The following is a 16,718-nucleotide window of genomic DNA, read 5'->3' as shown; positions in this document are numbered from 1 at the left end:
GACCCACCAGCACGACACCCACTACCTGCGCATCCTGGTCGGCCAGCGGCCGGCACTACCCCTTGAACCGCAACCCCACGCCCGGCTCGGTGAACAGGTAGCGCGAATCCAGCGCCGAATCGCCCAGCTTGTGCCGCAGCTTGCCGACCAGGATGCGCAGGTAGTGGGTGTCGTGCTGGTGGGTCGGCCCCCAGATCTCCTGCAGGATCTGCGGCTGGGTCACCACCCGCCCGGCATTGCGCAGCAGCAGCGACAGCAGCGCGTATTCCTTGCGGGTCAACGCCACCGGTTCACCCTGCAGGGCGACTTCGCGACGCACCAGGTCCACGTGCAGGTGGCCATCGTCGAACACCGGCGGCGTGCCATCGGTCGGCACGCTGCGCGTGCGCAGCAGCGCCCGCACGCGCGCCATCAGCTCCTGCGTGCCGAACGGCTTGGTCACGTAGTCGTTGGCGCCGGTATCCAGTGCGCGCACCTTCTCGGCTTCGCCGGCGCGCACGGTCAGCATGATCACCGGCACCTGGCTCCACTGGCGCAGCTGTTCCAGGACCTCGTGGCCTTCCATGTCCGGCAGGCCGATATCGAGGATCACCAGGTCCATGTCCTCGCTGGCGGCCAGCTGCAGGCCTTCCTGGCCGGTGGCGGCCTGCCGCACCTGATAGCCCTGCGCGCGCAGGCTGATGTCCAGGAACCGGCGGATCTGGGTTTCATCATCGATCACCAGCACGCGTGCGGCCGGCACGCTGGCATCAATCGGGGTCGGGCTCATCGTGGGAGGCTGGCTTGAGCAGGGGCAGGGTGATGCGGATCAGGGTACCGCGACCGTCGCGTCCGGGCAGCGCCTGCACGCTGCCGCCATGTGCGCCGATCATGCCCTGGCAGATGGTCAGGCCCAGGCCGGTGCCGTGGCGGCCCCGGTCGCCACGCTCGACGCTGTAGAACATGTCGAAGATGCGCGCGCGCTCGTCATCGGGAATGCCGGGGCCGGCATCGATCACGTCGATGCGCAGTTGGCCGTCCAGCTCGCGCGCCTGTACCTGCACGGCGGCGTCGGGCGGCGAGAACTTGGCCGCGTTCTCCATCACGTTGAACACGGCCTGTTCGACCAGCGCCGGGTGCACCCAGATCGGTGCCAGCGTGGCTGGGATGTCCAGCTCCAGCCGCACCTTTGGCTGGTAGCGCTGCAGGCGCCGTGCCGCCGAGCCGATCAGCTCGTCCACGCCGATCCAGTCGCGGTTGATCTTCAGCCCTTCATGACCCAGCCGGGTCATGTCCAGCAGATTCTGGATGTAGCGGTCCAGCCGTTCGCCCTCGACCAGGATGGTGTCCAGCAAAGCACGGCGATCGGCTGTATCCATGGCCGCACCGTAGCTGGCCAGGCTGTCGGCCGACCCGATCATCGCCGCCAGCGGCGAGCGCAGGTCGTGCGACACCGAGGAGAGCAGCGCCGAGCGCAGCCGCTCGGTCTCGTTACTGACGTGTGCCTGCTCCAGTTCCGCCACCAGCCGGGTACGCAGCGCCGCCTGTGCGATGTCATCGACCATCGCTTCGGCCAGCTGCCGCTGCTCGGGCAGCAGGCGCGCCTGTGCGCCGGGCAGGTACAGGCCGGCCACGCCGATCGCACGGTCTTCGCCGTCCAGCAGCGGCAGGAACCACCATTGCGCACCGGCCAGTGTATCGGTGAAGCGCCCACTGGGCTGGCCGTGGCGCAGCGCCCAGTCGGCGGCAGCCAGGTCGGTATCGCCGGGCTGGCTGCGGCCGCCGGCGGCGGTATCGGTGCCGATCCGCAGCCACGCCGGCACGTCCAGGGCCTGCTCCAGCGCATGCCGGCCCGCCTGTGCCACCTCGCCGTTGCCGGCCGCGCTGGCCAGCTGACGGCCCAGCTGCTGGCGCGCACGCGCATGGCGGTTGGCCGCACGCAGCGCAATCACCTGCATGCGCAGGCGCGAGGCCAGGCGCCCGGCCACCAGTGCCGCGGCCAGGAACAGGAACACGGTGATCACGCCCTGGCGTGCACCGATGGCGAAGGTGAAGCGCGGCGCGATGAACAGGAAGTTGTAGGCCAGGAAGCACAGGATCGCGGCCATCACCGCCACGCTGGCGCGCGTGCGTGCAGCCACCAGCACCACCGCGACGATGAACACCATCGACAGGTCGGCCATGCCCACCCAGTGTTCGGCCAGCCACGCCACCGCACAGGCCAGCGCGGTAGCGATCAGGGCTTGTGCCGGTTCATGACTGATACCGCGCATTGGCGGCAGCAGGCTCTCGCGGCGCGAGCGTGCGCGTGCCTGCGGCGTGCTGATGATGGTGATCTCGTAATGCGCGCCACGCTGGATCAGCTGCTGGGTCAGGGTGCGGTTGAACATCCGTGCCAGTGGACGTTCGCGGGTCCGGCCCAGCACCAGGGTCGACACGCCGTTGTGTGCGGCATGGTCGAGCAGGGCATCGGCGATGCTCGATCCATGCAGTAGTTCGGCGTCGCCGCCCAGCCGCCTTGCCAGCGCAAAGGCCGCATCGATCTCGCGCCGGGTCGCCTCGTCCTGGCGCCGGCCCTGCACGGTCACTACCGTCCACGGCGCGTCACGGCGCTCTGCGATGCGCCGCGCCACGCGCACCAGGTATTCGCTCTGGCCGCCCCCGTCGATGGCCACCAGAACGCCGCGACGCAGGGGCAGATTGCCTTCGCCACGCGCGGCGCGGGTTTCGCGCAGGCTGCTGTCGACGCGGTCGGCGGCTTCCTGCATCGCCAGTTCGCGCAGCGCGGTCAGGTTGGCCGGTGAAAAGAACGCCTGCAGTGCCTGCGCGGCCTGTTCGGGCACATAGACCTTGCCCTGCTGCAGGCGAGCGATCAGTTCGCGCGGCGGCAGATCGACCAGCACGATGTCGTGCAGGCGGTCGAGCACGCCGTCGGGCACGGTCTCGCTGACGCGCACGCCGGTGATGCGCATCACCACATCGTTGAGGCTTTCCAGATGCTGGATGTTGACCGTGGTCCAGACGTCGATGCCGGCGTCCAGCAGCTCCATCACATCCTGCCAGCGCCGCTCATGGCGGCTGCCGGGCGCATTGCGATGGGCCAGTTCATCCACCAGCACCAACGCCGGATGCCGTGCCAGCACGGCATCCAGGTCCATCTCCTGCAGGGCATGGCCGTGATAGGCCACGTCCTTCAGCGGCAGCTGCGGCAGGCCCTCCAGCAGGGCCTGGGTATCGGTGCGTCCATGGGTTTCCACCAGGCCCACCACCAGGTCGACGCCGCGGCGCAGCTGTTCCTGCGCGCGGGTCAGCATGGTGTAGGTCTTGCCCACGCCCGGCGCCGCACCGAGGAACACGGTCAGCTTGCCGCCGGCTTCGCGTTGCAGGCCTTCAACCAGGGCATCGGCCTGGCGGGTACGTGCATCAGTCATGGGGGCCGCTGTCATGGCCACCATTGTGCGCGCAGCCGGTGCAGCCCGGCATCACGGCGTCTTGGCTGCATGGTCCAGCGCGAAGTTCAGCGTCACCACGTTCACCCGTGGCTGGCCGAACAGGCCCCACTGGCGCCCTTCGGTATGCGCCTGCACCAGTGCCTGCACGCGCTCCACCGACAGGCTACGGGCACGCGCTACGCGCGCCACCTGCAGCTGCGCCGCCGCCGGCGACAGCTGCGGGTCCAGGCCACCGGCGGACTGGGTGACCAGGTCCGCAGGCACCTGCGCCGGGGCAACGCCTTCGCGTGCGGCCACCGCAGCGGTGCTGGCGGCGACGCGCTCGGCCAGCGTGGGGTTGCTGCGCGCCATGTTGGAACCGGCCGCGGCCATCGGGTCGTAGTTGGCCGCCGACGGACGCGCCTGGAAGTAGCCATCACCGGTGAACGGCTGCGCCAGCCACGCCGAGCCGCGCACCTGGCCGTTGCCGTCGCGCAGCAGGCTGCCCTCGGCCTGGGTCGGGTAGGCCAGGCCGGCGAAGCCGGTGGCGATGCCGGCGTAGACCGCGCCGGCCAGCAGCAGGGTAGCCAGGCCCAGGCCGATCGCCGGGCGCCAGCTTGCGCCATCCTGCAGGCTCGCCACGCGGGCCTCGGCTTTCTGTTCGCGGGGAAGGGAAGACGAAGTGGAAACAGTACGGTTCATGCGCCGAATACCAGGACAAGAAGGAGGTCGATCGCCTTGATCGCCGCGAACGGCAGCAGCACGCCGCCGAGGCCGTACACCAGCATGTTCCGGCGCAGCAGCGCCGTTGCGGTGGCCGGGCGGAAGCGCACGCCACGCAGGGCGAGCGGAATCAGGGCGGGAATCACCAGGGCGTTGAAGATCAGTGCCGCCAGCACCGCGTTGCGCGGGCTCGACAGCTGCATCACGTTCAGTGCGGCCATGGTCGGCACGGCAGCGGCGAACAGCGCCGGCAGGATCGCGAAGTACTTGGAGACGTCGTTGGCCAGCGAGAAGGTGGTCAGCGCGCCGCGGGTGATCAGCTGCTGCTTGCCCACCTCCACCACCGCCAGCAGCTTGGCCGGGTCCGAATCGAGGTCGACCATGTTGCCGGCCTCCTTCGCCGCCTGCGTGCCGGAGTTCATCGCCAGGCCGATGTCCGCCTGGGCCAGCGCGGGAGCGTCGTTGGTGCCGTCGCCGACCATCGCCACCAGCCGGCCGCCGGCCTGCTCCTGGCGGATGCGCGCCAGTTTGTCCTCCGGGCGGGCCTCGGCGATGTAGTCATCGACGCCGGCTTCGGCAGCGATGGCAGCGGCGGTCAGCGGGTTGTCGCCGGTGATCATCACCGTGCGGATGCCCATCGCGCGCAGCTGCGCGAACTTCTCGCGCATGCCGTGCTTGACCACGTCCGACAGTTCGATCACGCCCAGCAGGTGGCGACCCTCGGCCACCACCAGCGGGGTGGCGCCATTGCGCGCCACCTGCTCGACGCGACCGGCCAGTTCCGCCGGCACGTTGCCGCCCAGCGCCTGTACGTGGGCACGGATCGCATCGGCGGCACCCTTGCGGATCTGCCGCCCATGTTCAAGATCCACGCCGGACATGCGGGTCTGCGCACTGAACGCCAGGTAGTCGGCGTGGTCCGGTTCGGCGGTGGCGCAGCCCTGTTCGCGCGCCAGACGCACGATCGACTTGCCTTCCGGGGTCGGGTCGGCCAGCGAGGACAACAGCGCCGCTTCACGCAGCTGGCTGGCGTCGATGCCGGCCAACGGATGGAAGTGGCTGGCCTGGCGGTCGCCGTAGGTGATGGTGCCGGTCTTGTCCAGCAGCAGCACGTCGACGTCGCCAGCCACTTCCACCGCCTTGCCCGACTTGGCCAGCACGTTGGCAGCCAGCGCACGGTTCATGCCGGCGATGCCGATGGCCGGCAGCAGCCCGCCGATGGTGGTCGGGATCAGGCATACCAGCAGCGCGATCAGCAGCAGCGGATCGACCTGCACGCCTACCGCCGCACCGATCGCCGGCAGCGTCGCCACCACCACCAGGAAGGTCAGCGTCATCGCTGCCAGCAACAGGGTCAGCGCGATCTCGTTCGGCGTCTTCTGACGGTTGGCACCTTCCACCAGCGCGATCATCCGGTCCAGGAAGCTGTGCCCCGGCTCGGCGGTCACCCGCACGATGATCTGGTCAGACAGCACCTTGGTGCCGCCGATCACGCCGGAACGGTCGGTACCGGCCTCGCGCAGCACCGGGGCGGATTCGCCGGTCACCGCCGCCTCGTTGATGGTGGCCAGGCCCTGCACGATCTCGCCATCGGCCGGCACCAGCTCACCGGCACTGACGATCACATGGTCGCCCGGGCGCAGCTCGGCGGCAGGTACCTGGGTTTCCGCAGCCCCCGGCTGCGGCGCGGCCAGGCGGCGCGCCACCAGATCCTGGCGAGCGCGGCGCAGCGATGCGGCCTGGCCACGGCCACGCGCCTCGGCCACTGCTTCGGCGAAATTGCCGAACAACACGGTCACCAGCAGGATCGCGGTCACCGCCAGGCCGAAGCCCAGCGGCGCATTGCCGGTCAGTGTGACGATGGCGGCGACGATCGTGCCGGCCATCACCACCGCCATCACCGGGCTGCGCACCAGGTGCATCGGCGATAGCTTGCGTACTGCTTCGACCAGCGCACGGCGCAGGCCGGCGCCATCAAGCAGCGCAGGGCGCGGGGCAAGGGAACTACGGGTGGAACTTGCGTGGGTACTCATCGGGGTGTCCTTAGTGCAGTCCCAGGCTGAGGTGGTCGGCGATCGGGCCGAGTACCAGCGCCGGCATGAACTGCAGCACGGTCAGGATGACGATCACCGAGACCAGGGTCAGGGCGAAGGTCGGGGTTTCGATCTGCAGGCTGCCGGCAGACTCCGGCGCCTGGCGCTTGGCGGCCAGTTGCGCGGCCACCACCAGCGGGATGATCAGCAGCGGGAAGCGGCCCAGCAGCAGCACCAGCGAGCAGCTCAGGTTCCACCACAGCGTGGCGTCGCCCAGCCCCTCGAAGCCCGAGCCGTTGTTGGCGTAGGCCGAGACGTACTCGTAGAACACCTGGCTGATGCCATGGAAGCCCGGGTTGGAGGTAGCGGCCAGCCCGGGCACGGCCAGGGTGATCGCGGTGAACACCAGCAGGGTGATCGGCTGCAGCAGCACCAGCAGGGCCAGCAGGCGTACCTGTGGCGTCTCCAGCTTGCGGCCGAACAGTTCCGGCGTACGTCCAGTCATCAACCCGGCCAGGAACACGCCCAGCAGCAGGTACACGATGAACTGCTGCAGGCCACAGCCGATGCCGCCCCAGATCGCGCTGACCAGCATGTTGACCATCGCGATGCCGCCACTCAGCGGCGCCAGCGAGTCATGCATGCCGTTGACCGAACCGTTGGAGACCTGGGTGGTCACCGCCGCCCACAGCGCCGTGCCGTCGGCGCCGAAGCGCACCTCCTTGCCTTCCATCAGCAGCGGCGTGGCGGCGCTGGCACTGTGCCCTTCACTCAACATCATCGCGCCGGTGGACAGCAGCGACATGCCCAGCATGCAGCTGAACACCAGGGCGCCGAACCGGCGCCGGCCGGTGAACGCACCGATCATGAAGATCACCGCCATCGGCACCAGCAGGATGCCGACGATCTCCAGCGCGTTCGACAGCGGGGTCGGGTTTTCCAGCGGGAAGCTGCTGTTCGGGCCGTACCAGCCGCCACCGTTGGCGCCCAGCTGCTTGGCCGCGACCATCGCCGCCACCGGGCCCAGCGGCAGCTTCTGTCCGGCCATGCCGGCGCTGGCATCGATCGGCGTGGCCTGCGGGCCACCGGCCATCGTCGACGGCACACCCTGGCTGGTCAGCAGCAGGGTCCACACCAGGCACAGCGGCAACAGGAAGCGCACGCACAGGCGCACCACGTCCACGTAGTAGTTGCCCACCGCCACCTGGCGGTCATCGCCGGTGCTGGTGGTCGCCGCAGCCTGCGGCGCACGCGAGAACAACGCGCGCAGCGTGGCCACCGCCAGCGCCAGGCCCATCATCGGTGTCACCACCTGCAGGCCGGTGATGCCGGTCATCTGCGAGAGGTAGGACAGCTGCGCCTGGCCCGAATAGTGCTGCTGGTTGGTGTTGGTCAGGAACGAGATCATCGTGTGCAGCGCGGTGTCCCAGCGCATGTTCGGGATCTGGTCCGGGTTCAACGGCAACCAGGCCTGGGTCATGAACACCGCCTGGGTCAGTACGGCGACCACCACGTTGCTCAGCACGAAGGCCAGCACGTAGCCGCGCCAGGACATCGCGCGCGAGGGATCGACGCCGAACACCTTGTACAGCGGCTTCTCGATCCAGTTGAACAGCACGTCGGCCCTCATCGGCGTGCCGCGCATCACCCGCGCCAGGTACAGGCCCAGCGGCCACGCCAGCAACAGGCTGGCGGCAATAATCACAAGCATCTCTGTCATGGCAGGCTCCGCTCAGAACGACTCGGGCCGCAGCACGACATAAAGGAGATAGGCGGCGGCGACCAGCACCAGCACGCCACACAACAACGACAGCCAGGGGGACATTGCAATAGCGTCCTGGTGGAACCCCTCCACCTCAGGCCGTCATCGTCGTCCTGCCGCCCATAAACGCACTACGCGCCGGACCGTGCCGACGCGTAAAGAGTGCATAAATTCCGTGGGCCAAGCCGTAACCAGGCGCCGCCTACTGTAGAGCCGGGCCCATGCTGGGCTGCTCTTTCCCAAGGTCACGCGGAGCCGAGCATGGGCTCGACTCTACAAGCGAATCACGGTGCCTGGCTTGCTGGCGCCACGCCCTTCAGCTCGCGATAACGCTGCAGAGTGCTTTCAATTTCCGCCTTCAGCGCCTGCTGCTGCTGCAGGAACCCGGCCTGCAGGCGCTGCTGCGCCTGCAACTGCACGTGCCGCTGACGGATCGCCTCGGCCTGCTTGTCGGCGACCTTGCCACCGGCCAGTTCTCGGTCACCGGCGGCCGACAGCAGCGCCACCAGTGATTCGCTCAGGCTGGTGACGTTGTACTCGGCGGTCTTGAGGTTGTTGTCCAGCACTTCCTGGCGCTCGGCGAACACCCGGCGCAGGTCCTCCTCGCTGCCATAGGTGGACAGCATCGCCTGCTCGGTACGCTGGCGGGTCTGCTCGGCCATCAGGTCCAGCTGCTGCTGCTGCGCCTGGGTGCTGGCCGCGGCGCGCTCTTCGTCGGTCAACGCGCGCTGGACCTGCGCATTGCGCAGGCCGCTCTTCGCGTTGAACTCCTCGCGGGCGTGATTGACCGCATCGGCTGGCAGCGAATCGCTGCAGATCCGCTCCTTGCCCTCGTTCCAGCAGTACAGCTTCTTTTCCACTTTGCCGCCGTCGCGCGACTGCGCCGGCACGGTGGACGGCACGGCCAGCAGCAGGCCGGCAAAGAGAACGGCAGGAACTCGGGACATGACCTTTCCCCTGGGTCGGTCAGCGGATCGAACGGACGCCGTACTGGGCCCGGTAGGCTTCCAGCGGCTGGCGGTAACCCACAAGTTCCGGGTTGCCGGAGGCGAAATCAAGCAGATCGGCCAGCGACGCCACGGCGATCACCGGAATCCCGGCCTCTTCGGCCACCGACTGCGCCGCCGAGCGGCGGTCGGTTTCCGAGGCGATCTCCTGGCGGTCCAGGGCTACCACGATGCCGGCCGGGGTGCCGCCGGCAGCGCGGATGATGCCCAGCGCTTCGCGGATCGCGGTACCGGCGGTGATCACGTCGTCGACGATCAGCACGCGCTTGCCATTCATGTCAGCGCCGATCAGCTGGCCACCTTCGCCGTGGTCCTTGGCTTCCTTGCGGTTGAACGACAGCGGCAGGTCGCGGCCGCGCTGGGCCAGCTCGCAGGCCATCGCGGTGGCCAGCGGGATGCCCTTGTAGGCCGGGCCGAACACCACGTCGTACTTGATCCCGCTGGCATCGATGGCATCGGCATAGCAGGCGCCGAGCTGGGACAGCAGCGAACCGGAGTCGAAACGGCCGGCGTTGAAGAAATAGGGGCTCAGCCGGCCGGACTTGAGGGTGAACTGGCCGAAGCGCAGGGCGTCGGCGGTCAGGGCCAGCTGCAGGAAACGGTGGCGGTGGTCGCTCATCAAAACTCGATTCATCTTCATTTGGAGCACAAATCCTAATCCAGCTGGGCGTTTCGCGCTCGTCCGGCCCCGCGTGAAGGCTGTCGCGGCGCTGCCTGGCGGACTGCGCAGCCCCACGGGCAACCGGTATGCTTGCCCGGTTTCCCGCCGCAGGTCCCCGCATGCGCATCATCAGTTTCAACGCCAATGGCATCCGTTCCGCCGCGACCAAGGGCTTCCTGGACTGGTTCCGTGCCCAGGACGCCGACGTCCTGTGCATCCAGGAAACCAAGGCCCAGGAAGACCAGCTGACCGACCCGATGTTCCGTCCGGATGGCCATCACTGCTTCTACCGCGACGCCATCACCAAGAAGGGCTACAGCGGCGTGGCGATCTACAGCAAGCGCGAGCCGGACCAGGTCATCACCTCGCTGGGCTGGGCGCCGTTCGACGACGAAGGCCGCTACATCGAGGCGCGCTACGGCAATCTCAGCGTGGTCTCCTTCTATATTCCCTCCGGCAGCTCGGGTGACCTGCGCCAGGGCTTCAAGTTCGAAGTGATGGAATGGCTGCGGCCGATCCTGGAGGAGTGGGCGCGCAGCGGCCGCGACTACGTGCTGTGCGGCGACTGGAACATCGTGCGTTCGGCGCTGGACATCAAGAACTGGAAGTCCAACCAGAAGAATTCCGGCTGCCTGCCGGAGGAGCGCGACTGGCTCAACGCCCTCTGCGCCGACCACGGCCAGGCCACCGATGTCGCCGCCGGCCGCGGTTGGGCCGATGCCTACCGGCTGCTCAATCCCACCGGCGAGGACTACACCTGGTGGAGCAACCGCGGCGCCGCCCGCGCCAACAACGTCGGTTGGCGCATCGACTACCAGTTCATCACGCCGGGCCTGCGCGACAAACTGCGTAGCTGTTCGATCTACCGCGACGAGCGCTTCTCCGACCACGCCCCGTTCACCGTGGACTACGACCTGTGACCGAGGCCGCCACACCGGTCAGCTACAAGGGCTGGGCAGGCATCAAGCGCGCCTTCGGTACCCCGTCGGCGCTGACCATGGCCATGCTTGGCTTCGGCAGTGGCCTGCCGTTCCTGCTGATCGCTTCGCAGACGCTGTCCACGCGCCTGCGTGACGTCGGCCTGGACCTGGGCAGCATCGGCCTGATCAGCCTGGCCAGCTTCTTCTACCTGCTCAAGTTCCTGTGGGCGCCGCTGCTGGACCGCTATGCATTTCCGCTGCTGGGCGCGCTCGGCCGCCGCCGTTCGTGGCTGCTGGTATCGCAGGTGCTGGTGCTGGTCGGCCTGGTCGCACTGGCCTTCGTGCGGCCGGAAGAGGGCGTCCGGCCACTGGTGATGTGGGTGCTGGTGGCGTCGTTCGCTGGCGCCACCCAGGACTCGGCGGTCGATGCCTACCGTATCGAGATCGCTCCGCAGACCGCGCAGGCCGCGCTGGCGGCCACCTATACGCTGGGCTACCGGATCGGCCTGATCCTGGCCGGCGCCGGCGCGCTGTACCTGGCGCAGTTCGAAGGCTGGATCGTCGCCTACTTGGCGATGGCCGCGCTGATGCTGCTGCCGATCGTCACTACCCTGCTGTGCGCCGAACCGGAGCGCCCGGCCACGGCGGTGCAGCGTCGCATCGATATCGCCGAAGCCTTCGTCCAGCCCATCTCCAGCTTCTTCAGCCGTAATGGCGTGGCGTTGGCACTGGTGCTGCTGGCCTTCGTCGGCCTGTTCAAGTTCCCCGATCAGGTGATCGGCGTGATGGCCGGGCCGTTCTATCTCGATTCGGGGTTCGACAAGGCCGACATCGCCACCGTGTCCAAGCTGTTCGGCGTATGGATGGGGATCGGCGGTGCGTTCCTGGGGGGTATTGCGGTGGCCGCATTCGGCTTCCGGCGCATGCTGCTGGTGGCCGCACTGGGCGTAGCGATGTCCAACCTGGCCTTCCTGCTGATGGCGCACAACCCAGGCAAGCTGTGGGCGTTCTATGCCGCGCTCAGTGCCGACAACCTGTTCCAGGGGTTCGCCGGCACCGTGCTGGTAGCCTTCATGTCGTCGCTGACCGACCGCAACTTCACCGCCACGCAGTACGCGTTGCTGGTATCGCTGGCCAACCTGCCGGGCAAGTTCATCGGCGGTGTCTCCGGATACATCGTTGAAGCGACGTCCTACAGCACGTTCTTCATCCTCAGCTCGGTCACTGTGGTGCCGACCCTGCTGCTGCTGGCCTGGCTGTGGCCGCGGATCGCCGACCGCGGGCCGCCGTCGGTCGCCTGATTGCCTGCCCGCCCGGACTGCGGGATCATCGCCCCCGACGCGCCGAGGGGGCGGTGCCTTGCGAACGGGGAAGTGAGCATGGCCGACGTTGTGCTGCGGGACCTGGACCCGCTGCTGCTGGAACGTATCCGACGTGTCGCGGTCGCCCGCGGCTGGACCCATGAACAGACCTGCGCCGCCTTGTTGGAGCAGGGCCTGTTCAGCAGTGAACTGGAGGTCCGCTCCGGCTTCGGCGATCCCGAAGTGGACGCCCTCTCCGATGCGATCGCCGCCCTGCAGGCCTTGCCCGCTGGGCAGGGCTTCGATTAGCGGCTTTGTAGAGCCGAGGCCACGCTCGGCTGCCCGGTGAATCCACGCCGTGCGTGGATGGCGCCACCTCACGCCAGGTGGATTGCCCCCAGGATCCGCGGCCCCTTTGCTCCGGTCACGCTCGGCAGGTTGCCGGCCAGCCCGTCCATCGTCCGCTGCGCCAGCCAGGCGAATCCCATCGCTTCCACGTACTCCGGGTCCAGCCCGTGCACCGCGCTGGACTCCACCTGCACCTCCGGCAGCCGCGCCGCCAGCCGCTTCATCAGCTGCCGGTTGCGTACGCCGCCGCCACAGACCAGCAGGCGCCGGGTCTGCGGCTGCTGCGCCAGCAGCGCGTCGGCCACGGTCGTCGCGGTCAGCTCCAGCAGGGTGGCCTGCACATCGGCAGCGGCATATTCGCCTTCCTCCATGTGGGCCTCGGCCCAGGCCAGATGGAACTGCTCGCGCCCGGTGCTCTTCGGCGGCGGCAGCGCGAACCACGGGTCCGAACGCCAGCCGGCCAGCAGGCCCTCGTCCACCGCGCCACTGGCGGCATACGCGCCATCGGCATCGAAGGTACGGCCGGTGTGGCGCTGGCACCAGGCATCCATCAGCGCATTGGCCGGGCCGGTATCGAAGCCACGCACCGCGCCTTCGCGCGGGATCAGGGTCAGGTTGGCGATGCCGCCCAGGTTGAGCACCGCGCGGTCTTCATCGGCGGCACCCAGCATGCCGAGGTGGAAGGCCGGCATCAGCGGCGCGCCATGCCCCCCGGCCGCTACGTCGCGACGGCGGAAGTCGGACACCGTGGTGATTCCGGTCAGTTCGGCGATGCGGTTGCCGTCGCCCAGCTGCACGGTGAACGCCGGATCGGCCAGCGGGCGGTGGCGCACGGTCTGGCCGTGCGAGCCGATCGCGCGCACCTGGCTGCGATCCACGCCGGCTTCGGCCAGCAGCTGGTTGGCAGCCTCGGCGAAGTTGATCGCAATCCGCGCGTCCAGTTCGCCCAGCTCCTCCAGCGAATCCAACGGGCCACCTTCGCCCAGCGCCACCAGCCGCGCGCGCAGCACCGGTTCCCAGCGGGCGGTCAGGCCGTGCACGAAGCGGCAGCCACCGCCCGCGGGAAACTGCACCAGCGCAGCGTCGATGCCGTCGGCGCTGGTGCCCGACATCAGGCCAAGGTACAGGGGGGCGTCAGCGTCGGCAGTGGTGTTCATGGCGGGCATAAAAAAAGGACGCGGCAAGCTTGGGCTGCCGCGTCCTTGTTCGTCAACGCAGCGCGCTCAGCCGCGCTTGCGGCCGGTCGACAGCTTGTCCTTGGCGCTGGCCACCTCGGCGGCGGCCTCGTCGCGGCTGGTCGGTGCCGGGCTGGCATCGGCGTAGATCAGCTTCTCCATGCCCTGGATGCGGGCCATCGCCGGTGCGGTCTGCGCGCGGAAGGCGACCAGCTCGGCGCCCTTCAGCGGCTCCGGCGGCGGCATGGTCACGGTCAGCGGGTTGCGGTGCTCGCCGTTGACGCGGAATTCGTAGTGCAGGTGCGGGCCTGTGGCCAGGCCGGTCGAGCCGACGTAGCCGATCACCGTGCCCTGGGCCACGCGCTGGCCGGTCTTGATGTTCGCAAAGCGCGACATGTGCCCGTACAGGGTGGTGTGGCCGCGGCCGTGATCGAGGATCACCACGTTGCCATAGCCGCGCTGCACGCCGGCGAACTGCACGCGGGCATCGCCGGCGGCCATGATCGGCGTGCCGGTACGCGCGGCGTAGTCCACGCCCTTGTGCATGCGCATCTTGCCCAGCACCGGGTGCTTGCGTGCGCCGAAGGTCGAGCTCAGCCGCGCGAACGGGATCGGCATGCGGATGAAGCTCTTCTTCAACGAACGGCCGTTGATGTCGTAGTACTCGGACTTGCCGTTGCGGTCGAAGCGGAAGCCGGAATAGGTCTTGCCCCCGGTGGTGAAGGTCGCCGCCAGGATCTTGCTGGTGTCCACCTTCTCGCCTTCGCGCCAGGTCTCGTCCATCACCACGCTGAAGCGGTCGCCCGGCTGCAGGTCCTTCGAGAAGTCGATGTCGTACTTGAAGATGTCGTCGGTCATCGTCGCGATCGCCGACGGCGACAGCCCGGCCCGGCGGGCCGCGGCATACAGCGAACTGGTGATCTCGCCGCTGGTGACCACGGTACGCGTGGAAGTCTCGCGCCGCGTCACCTTCTCCTTGATGTCATCGCCGGTCAGGCTCAGTTCCACCCGGTTCTCGGCGTCGCGATCGAAGCGGATGCTGCGCAGATCGCCGGACAGCGGCATGTCGAAGGCGATCTCGGCGCCCGGGCGCAGCTTGGTCAGCGCCTCGCGCGCACCGGGGTGCTCCAGCACCCGGTGCAGGGTGGTGGCCGGAATGCCGGCCTTGTCGAACAGATCGCTCAGGGTCTGGCCGCGCTGGATGCGCAGCACCTGCCAGCTGTCGCCCGGCACCTGCTGCTGGCGGGCCATGGTCAACGGCGGCAGCGGCAGCGCCAGACTGGTGTGGCTGTCCGCGTAAGGCGCATCAATGGTGTGCGAGAAACCGGGGACGATCGTCGCCACCAGGGCGCCGATGGTCGCAAACAGGCTGGCGTGCATCCAATGGCGGCGGGTCCAGCGCTCATTGAAGGCGGCGGGAAGGTGTTGCCTGAGCTTCCGATGCAGGGCGTTGTCGTGCAGGACGTGAAGGCGTTCCTGGAAGCGCTGCTTGCGTGCGCGCCCTTGTTCGGAATTGTGCATCGGCGGTCTTTTCCTGGCGGCCCGGGAGCGCGGGCCTGATCGGCGGTTACCATAGACACCTGAGAAAACCGCGTCAAACCCTTGTGCCCATTGGCTTTTGTGAAGCCAATCGGGTTAACTTTGCTTTAACACCCCACACAAGAATCGGCGTTGCCGGGAGTAGTCACGTGTCCTCGATTGAAGAAGCCCTTGCCCTGATCGGCCGCGGTGCCGACGAGATCCTCAAGCTCGAGGATCTGCGTGCGCGCCTGCAGGAGGGCCGCCCGCTGCGGATCAAGGCCGGCTTCGACCCCACCGCGCCCGACCTGCACCTGGGCCACACGGTGCTGCTGAACAAGATGCGCCAGTTCCAGGACCTTGGCCACCAAGTCATTTTCCTGATCGGCGACTTCACCGGCATGATCGGCGACCCGTCAGGCAAGAGCCTCACCCGCAAGCCGCTCAGCCGCGAGGACGTGCTGGCCAACGCCCGTACCTATGAGGAACAGGTGTTCAAGGTGCTGGACCGCAGCCGTACCGAAGTCCGCTTCAACTCGGAGTGGTTCGGCAAGATGGGCGCGGCCGACATGATCCGCCTGGCTGGCCAGCACACCGTGGCGCGCATGCTCGAGCGCGACGATTTCGCCAAGCGCTATGCCGCCCAGCAGTCCATCGCCATCCATGAGTTCCTGTACCCGCTGGTGCAGGGCTACGACTCGGTGGCCCTGGAGGCCGACGTCGAGCTGGGCGGTACCGACCAGAAGTTCAACCTGCTGATGGGCCGTGGCCTGCAGGAACACCATGGCCAGAAGCCGCAGGTGGTGCTGACCATGCCGCTGCTGGAGGGCCTGGACGGCGTCAACAAGATGTCCAAGTCGCTGGGCAACTACATTGGTATCAGCGAGCCGGCCATCGACATCGTCACCAAGACCATGAAGGTGGACGACACCCTGATGTGGCGCTGGATCGAGCTGCTGTCCTTCGACATCAGCCAGGCCGAGGCCGTGCAGCTGCGCGAGCAGGTGGCCAATGGCGACCTGAACCCGCGCGTGGTCAAGCTGCGCCTGGCGCGTGAGCTGGCGACCCGTTTCCACGACGCCGTGGCGGCAGAGCAGGCGATTGCCGGCTGGGAAGCCGCGGTGACCGGGCAGGGCGACATCACCCAGTTGCCGCTGCAGGATGTGGCGATCCCGGCCGAAGGCCTGCGTATTGCCGCGTTGCTGACGGCGGCCGGCCTGACCCCGAGCAACTCCGAAGCCAACCGCAAGCTCAAGGAGCGCGCGGTGAAGGTGGACGGTGAAGTGGTTGAAGACGGCCAGCAGGTGCTGCAGCCGGGCTTCGAAGGCCTGCTGCAGGTCGGCAAGCGCACCTTCGCCCGCGTGCGCCTGGTTGCTGGCTGATAAGAAGGAAGGGCCGGCGCCAGCCGGCCCTTCCTTCTGCTCTTGTAGAGCCAAGCCCACGCTCGGCTGCTCTTCACGGGTTCCTGCCGCAGCGCGGCGCATGAACAGATGCAACATCCGGTGAAAAAAATCGCCACACCCCCTTCACAAATGATCGGAATGGGGACATACTTCTCCTCCCCCGTCGCAGGGGTCGCCACCAAGGGGCTTCAGCGACACCAGGGCGCCCACCACCGTCGAACGAAATGATCGAACGAAGGTGTTGACGGACTGAAAAAGTCTGGCACAATGGGCGGCTCGCTACGAAGGAAACTTCGCAGCACACGGGAACGGCGCTGAGGCCGCTTCCCTGGATCTTTGAAAGTATGCGCAGGTATCTTGTGAAGGCGCCTGCAGGAAGGATGATTGTCCATCTTGCAGACGTTTGATCAAGCAACTATTAATTGTTTTAAAGCAAGCGATACGTTGCCAGAGTCAA

The 16,718-nt window shown here is 67.9% G+C and carries 14 protein-coding genes; 4 read left to right on the top strand and 10 right to left on the bottom strand.

The window, feature by feature from the left end:
* Positions 1-55 precede the first annotated feature (55 nt).
* The 8 genes from ACM0PY_RS14315 to pyrE form a co-directional block, all read right to left on the bottom strand.
* Entirely contained in the window at positions 56-769 is a 714-nt protein-coding gene (locus ACM0PY_RS14315; protein WP_005420506.1) for a response regulator transcription factor, read from the bottom strand.
* Positions 750-3,410 carry an ATP-binding protein gene (locus tag ACM0PY_RS14310; RefSeq protein ID WP_180885729.1) on the bottom strand — a complete coding sequence of 887 codons (2,661 nt, stop codon included), beginning with the start codon at positions 3,408-3,410 and terminating at the stop codon, positions 750-752. The genes ACM0PY_RS14315 and ACM0PY_RS14310 overlap by 20 nt, the downstream gene beginning before the upstream one ends.
* Before the next feature lie 51 nt (positions 3,411-3,461).
* Positions 3,462-4,112, bottom strand: a complete 651-nt coding sequence (kdpC, locus tag ACM0PY_RS14305) for a potassium-transporting ATPase subunit KdpC (protein WP_180885731.1) — start codon at positions 4,110-4,112, stop codon at positions 3,462-3,464.
* Positions 4,109-6,166, bottom strand: coding sequence for a potassium-transporting ATPase subunit KdpB (gene kdpB, locus ACM0PY_RS14300; protein WP_180885733.1), 2,058 nt, complete (start codon positions 6,164-6,166; stop codon positions 4,109-4,111). The genes kdpC and kdpB overlap by 4 nt, the downstream gene beginning before the upstream one ends.
* Positions 6,167-6,176: 10 nt before the next feature.
* Positions 6,177-7,886, bottom strand: a complete 1,710-nt coding sequence (gene kdpA, locus ACM0PY_RS14295) for a potassium-transporting ATPase subunit KdpA (RefSeq protein WP_134972361.1) — start codon at positions 7,884-7,886, stop codon at positions 6,177-6,179.
* A 12-nt stretch (positions 7,887-7,898) separates the two neighbouring features.
* The gene (locus ACM0PY_RS14290) at positions 7,899-7,991 is read right to left on the bottom strand and encodes a potassium-transporting ATPase subunit F (RefSeq protein WP_005407770.1); all 93 of its coding nucleotides are present in this window, start codon (positions 7,989-7,991) and stop codon (positions 7,899-7,901) included.
* A gap of 221 nt (positions 7,992-8,212) precedes the next feature.
* Positions 8,213-8,875: a hypothetical protein gene (locus ACM0PY_RS14285; protein ID WP_180885735.1), complete on the bottom strand. Its 663-nt coding sequence runs from the start codon at positions 8,873-8,875 to the stop codon at positions 8,213-8,215.
* 19 nt (positions 8,876-8,894) lie between these two features.
* Entirely contained in the window at positions 8,895-9,554 is a 660-nt protein-coding gene (gene pyrE / locus ACM0PY_RS14280) for an orotate phosphoribosyltransferase (RefSeq protein ID WP_005420471.1), read from the bottom strand.
* Positions 9,555-9,715: 161 nt separating this feature from the next.
* Between pyrE and ACM0PY_RS14275 the strand changes: the two genes are divergently transcribed.
* The 3 genes from ACM0PY_RS14275 (at position 9,716) to ACM0PY_RS14265 (ending at position 12,126) form a co-directional block, all read left to right on the top strand.
* Positions 9,716-10,516, top strand: a complete 801-nt coding sequence (locus tag ACM0PY_RS14275) for an exodeoxyribonuclease III (protein ID WP_005420469.1) — start codon at positions 9,716-9,718, stop codon at positions 10,514-10,516.
* Positions 10,513-11,817 (top strand): AmpG family muropeptide MFS transporter, encoded by a 1,305-nt coding sequence (locus tag ACM0PY_RS14270; RefSeq protein ID WP_134972363.1) that lies wholly within the window; start codon positions 10,513-10,515, stop codon positions 11,815-11,817. Before ACM0PY_RS14275 ends, ACM0PY_RS14270 begins: the two co-directional genes overlap by 4 nt.
* A 78-nt stretch (positions 11,818-11,895) precedes the next feature.
* Complete coding sequence (locus ACM0PY_RS14265; RefSeq protein WP_005420465.1) at positions 11,896-12,126, top strand: hypothetical protein; 231 nt, start codon at positions 11,896-11,898, stop codon at positions 12,124-12,126.
* Positions 12,127-12,194: 68 nt separating this feature from the next.
* Here ACM0PY_RS14265 and ACM0PY_RS14260 read toward each other — a convergent pair whose 3' ends face one another.
* Together ACM0PY_RS14260 and ACM0PY_RS14255 are read right to left on the bottom strand one after the other, a co-directional pair.
* Positions 12,195-13,322: an anhydro-N-acetylmuramic acid kinase gene (locus tag ACM0PY_RS14260; protein ID WP_134972364.1), complete on the bottom strand. Its 1,128-nt coding sequence runs from the start codon at positions 13,320-13,322 to the stop codon at positions 12,195-12,197.
* A gap of 66 nt (positions 13,323-13,388) precedes the next feature.
* Positions 13,389-14,861: a M23 family metallopeptidase gene (locus tag ACM0PY_RS14255; protein WP_180885737.1), complete on the bottom strand. Its 1,473-nt coding sequence runs from the start codon at positions 14,859-14,861 to the stop codon at positions 13,389-13,391.
* A gap of 167 nt (positions 14,862-15,028) precedes the next feature.
* On the opposite strand from ACM0PY_RS14255, the gene tyrS reads away from it, so the two are divergent.
* On the top strand, positions 15,029-16,240 hold the full coding sequence (gene tyrS / locus ACM0PY_RS14250) for a tyrosine--tRNA ligase (RefSeq protein WP_134972366.1): 1,212 nt from the start codon (positions 15,029-15,031) through the stop codon (positions 16,238-16,240).
* Positions 16,241-16,718 lie beyond the last annotated feature (478 nt).

It is taken from the genome of Stenotrophomonas sp. BR163, assembly GCF_047520985.2.
In the GTDB taxonomy this organism is placed as follows: domain Bacteria; phylum Pseudomonadota; class Gammaproteobacteria; order Xanthomonadales; family Xanthomonadaceae; genus Stenotrophomonas; species Stenotrophomonas sepilia.
The sequence above is the reverse complement of the archived record's forward strand: the minus strand, read 5'-3'. Positions and strand labels throughout refer to the sequence as shown.

What these genes read in the sequence shown, in the direction of transcription:
- kdpB (WP_180885733.1), bottom strand. Translation starts at nt 6,166, where the DNA reads ATGAGTACCCACGCAAGTTCCACCCGTAGTTCCCTTGCCCCGCGCCCT.
- ACM0PY_RS14260 (WP_134972364.1), bottom strand. Translation starts at nt 13,322, where the DNA reads ATGAACACCACTGCCGACGCTGACGCCCCCCTGTACCTTGGCCTGATG.
- ACM0PY_RS14290 (WP_005407770.1), bottom strand. Translation starts at nt 7,991, where the DNA reads ATGTCCCCCTGGCTGTCGTTGTTGTGTGGCGTGCTGGTGCTGGTCGCC.
- ACM0PY_RS14255 (WP_180885737.1), bottom strand. Translation starts at nt 14,861, where the DNA reads ATGCACAATTCCGAACAAGGGCGCGCACGCAAGCAGCGCTTCCAGGAA.
- ACM0PY_RS14310 (WP_180885729.1), bottom strand. Translation starts at nt 3,410, where the DNA reads ATGACTGATGCACGTACCCGCCAGGCCGATGCCCTGGTTGAAGGCCTG.
- ACM0PY_RS14265 (WP_005420465.1), top strand. Translation starts at nt 11,896, where the DNA reads ATGGCCGACGTTGTGCTGCGGGACCTGGACCCGCTGCTGCTGGAACGT.
- ACM0PY_RS14285 (WP_180885735.1), bottom strand. Translation starts at nt 8,875, where the DNA reads ATGTCCCGAGTTCCTGCCGTTCTCTTTGCCGGCCTGCTGCTGGCCGTG.
- kdpA (WP_134972361.1), bottom strand. Translation starts at nt 7,886, where the DNA reads ATGACAGAGATGCTTGTGATTATTGCCGCCAGCCTGTTGCTGGCGTGG.
- pyrE (WP_005420471.1), bottom strand. Translation starts at nt 9,554, where the DNA reads ATGAGCGACCACCGCCACCGTTTCCTGCAGCTGGCCCTGACCGCCGAC.
- ACM0PY_RS14275 (WP_005420469.1), top strand. Translation starts at nt 9,716, where the DNA reads ATGCGCATCATCAGTTTCAACGCCAATGGCATCCGTTCCGCCGCGACC.
- ACM0PY_RS14315 (WP_005420506.1), bottom strand. Translation starts at nt 769, where the DNA reads ATGAGCCCGACCCCGATTGATGCCAGCGTGCCGGCCGCACGCGTGCTG.
- kdpC (WP_180885731.1), bottom strand. Translation starts at nt 4,112, where the DNA reads ATGAACCGTACTGTTTCCACTTCGTCTTCCCTTCCCCGCGAACAGAAA.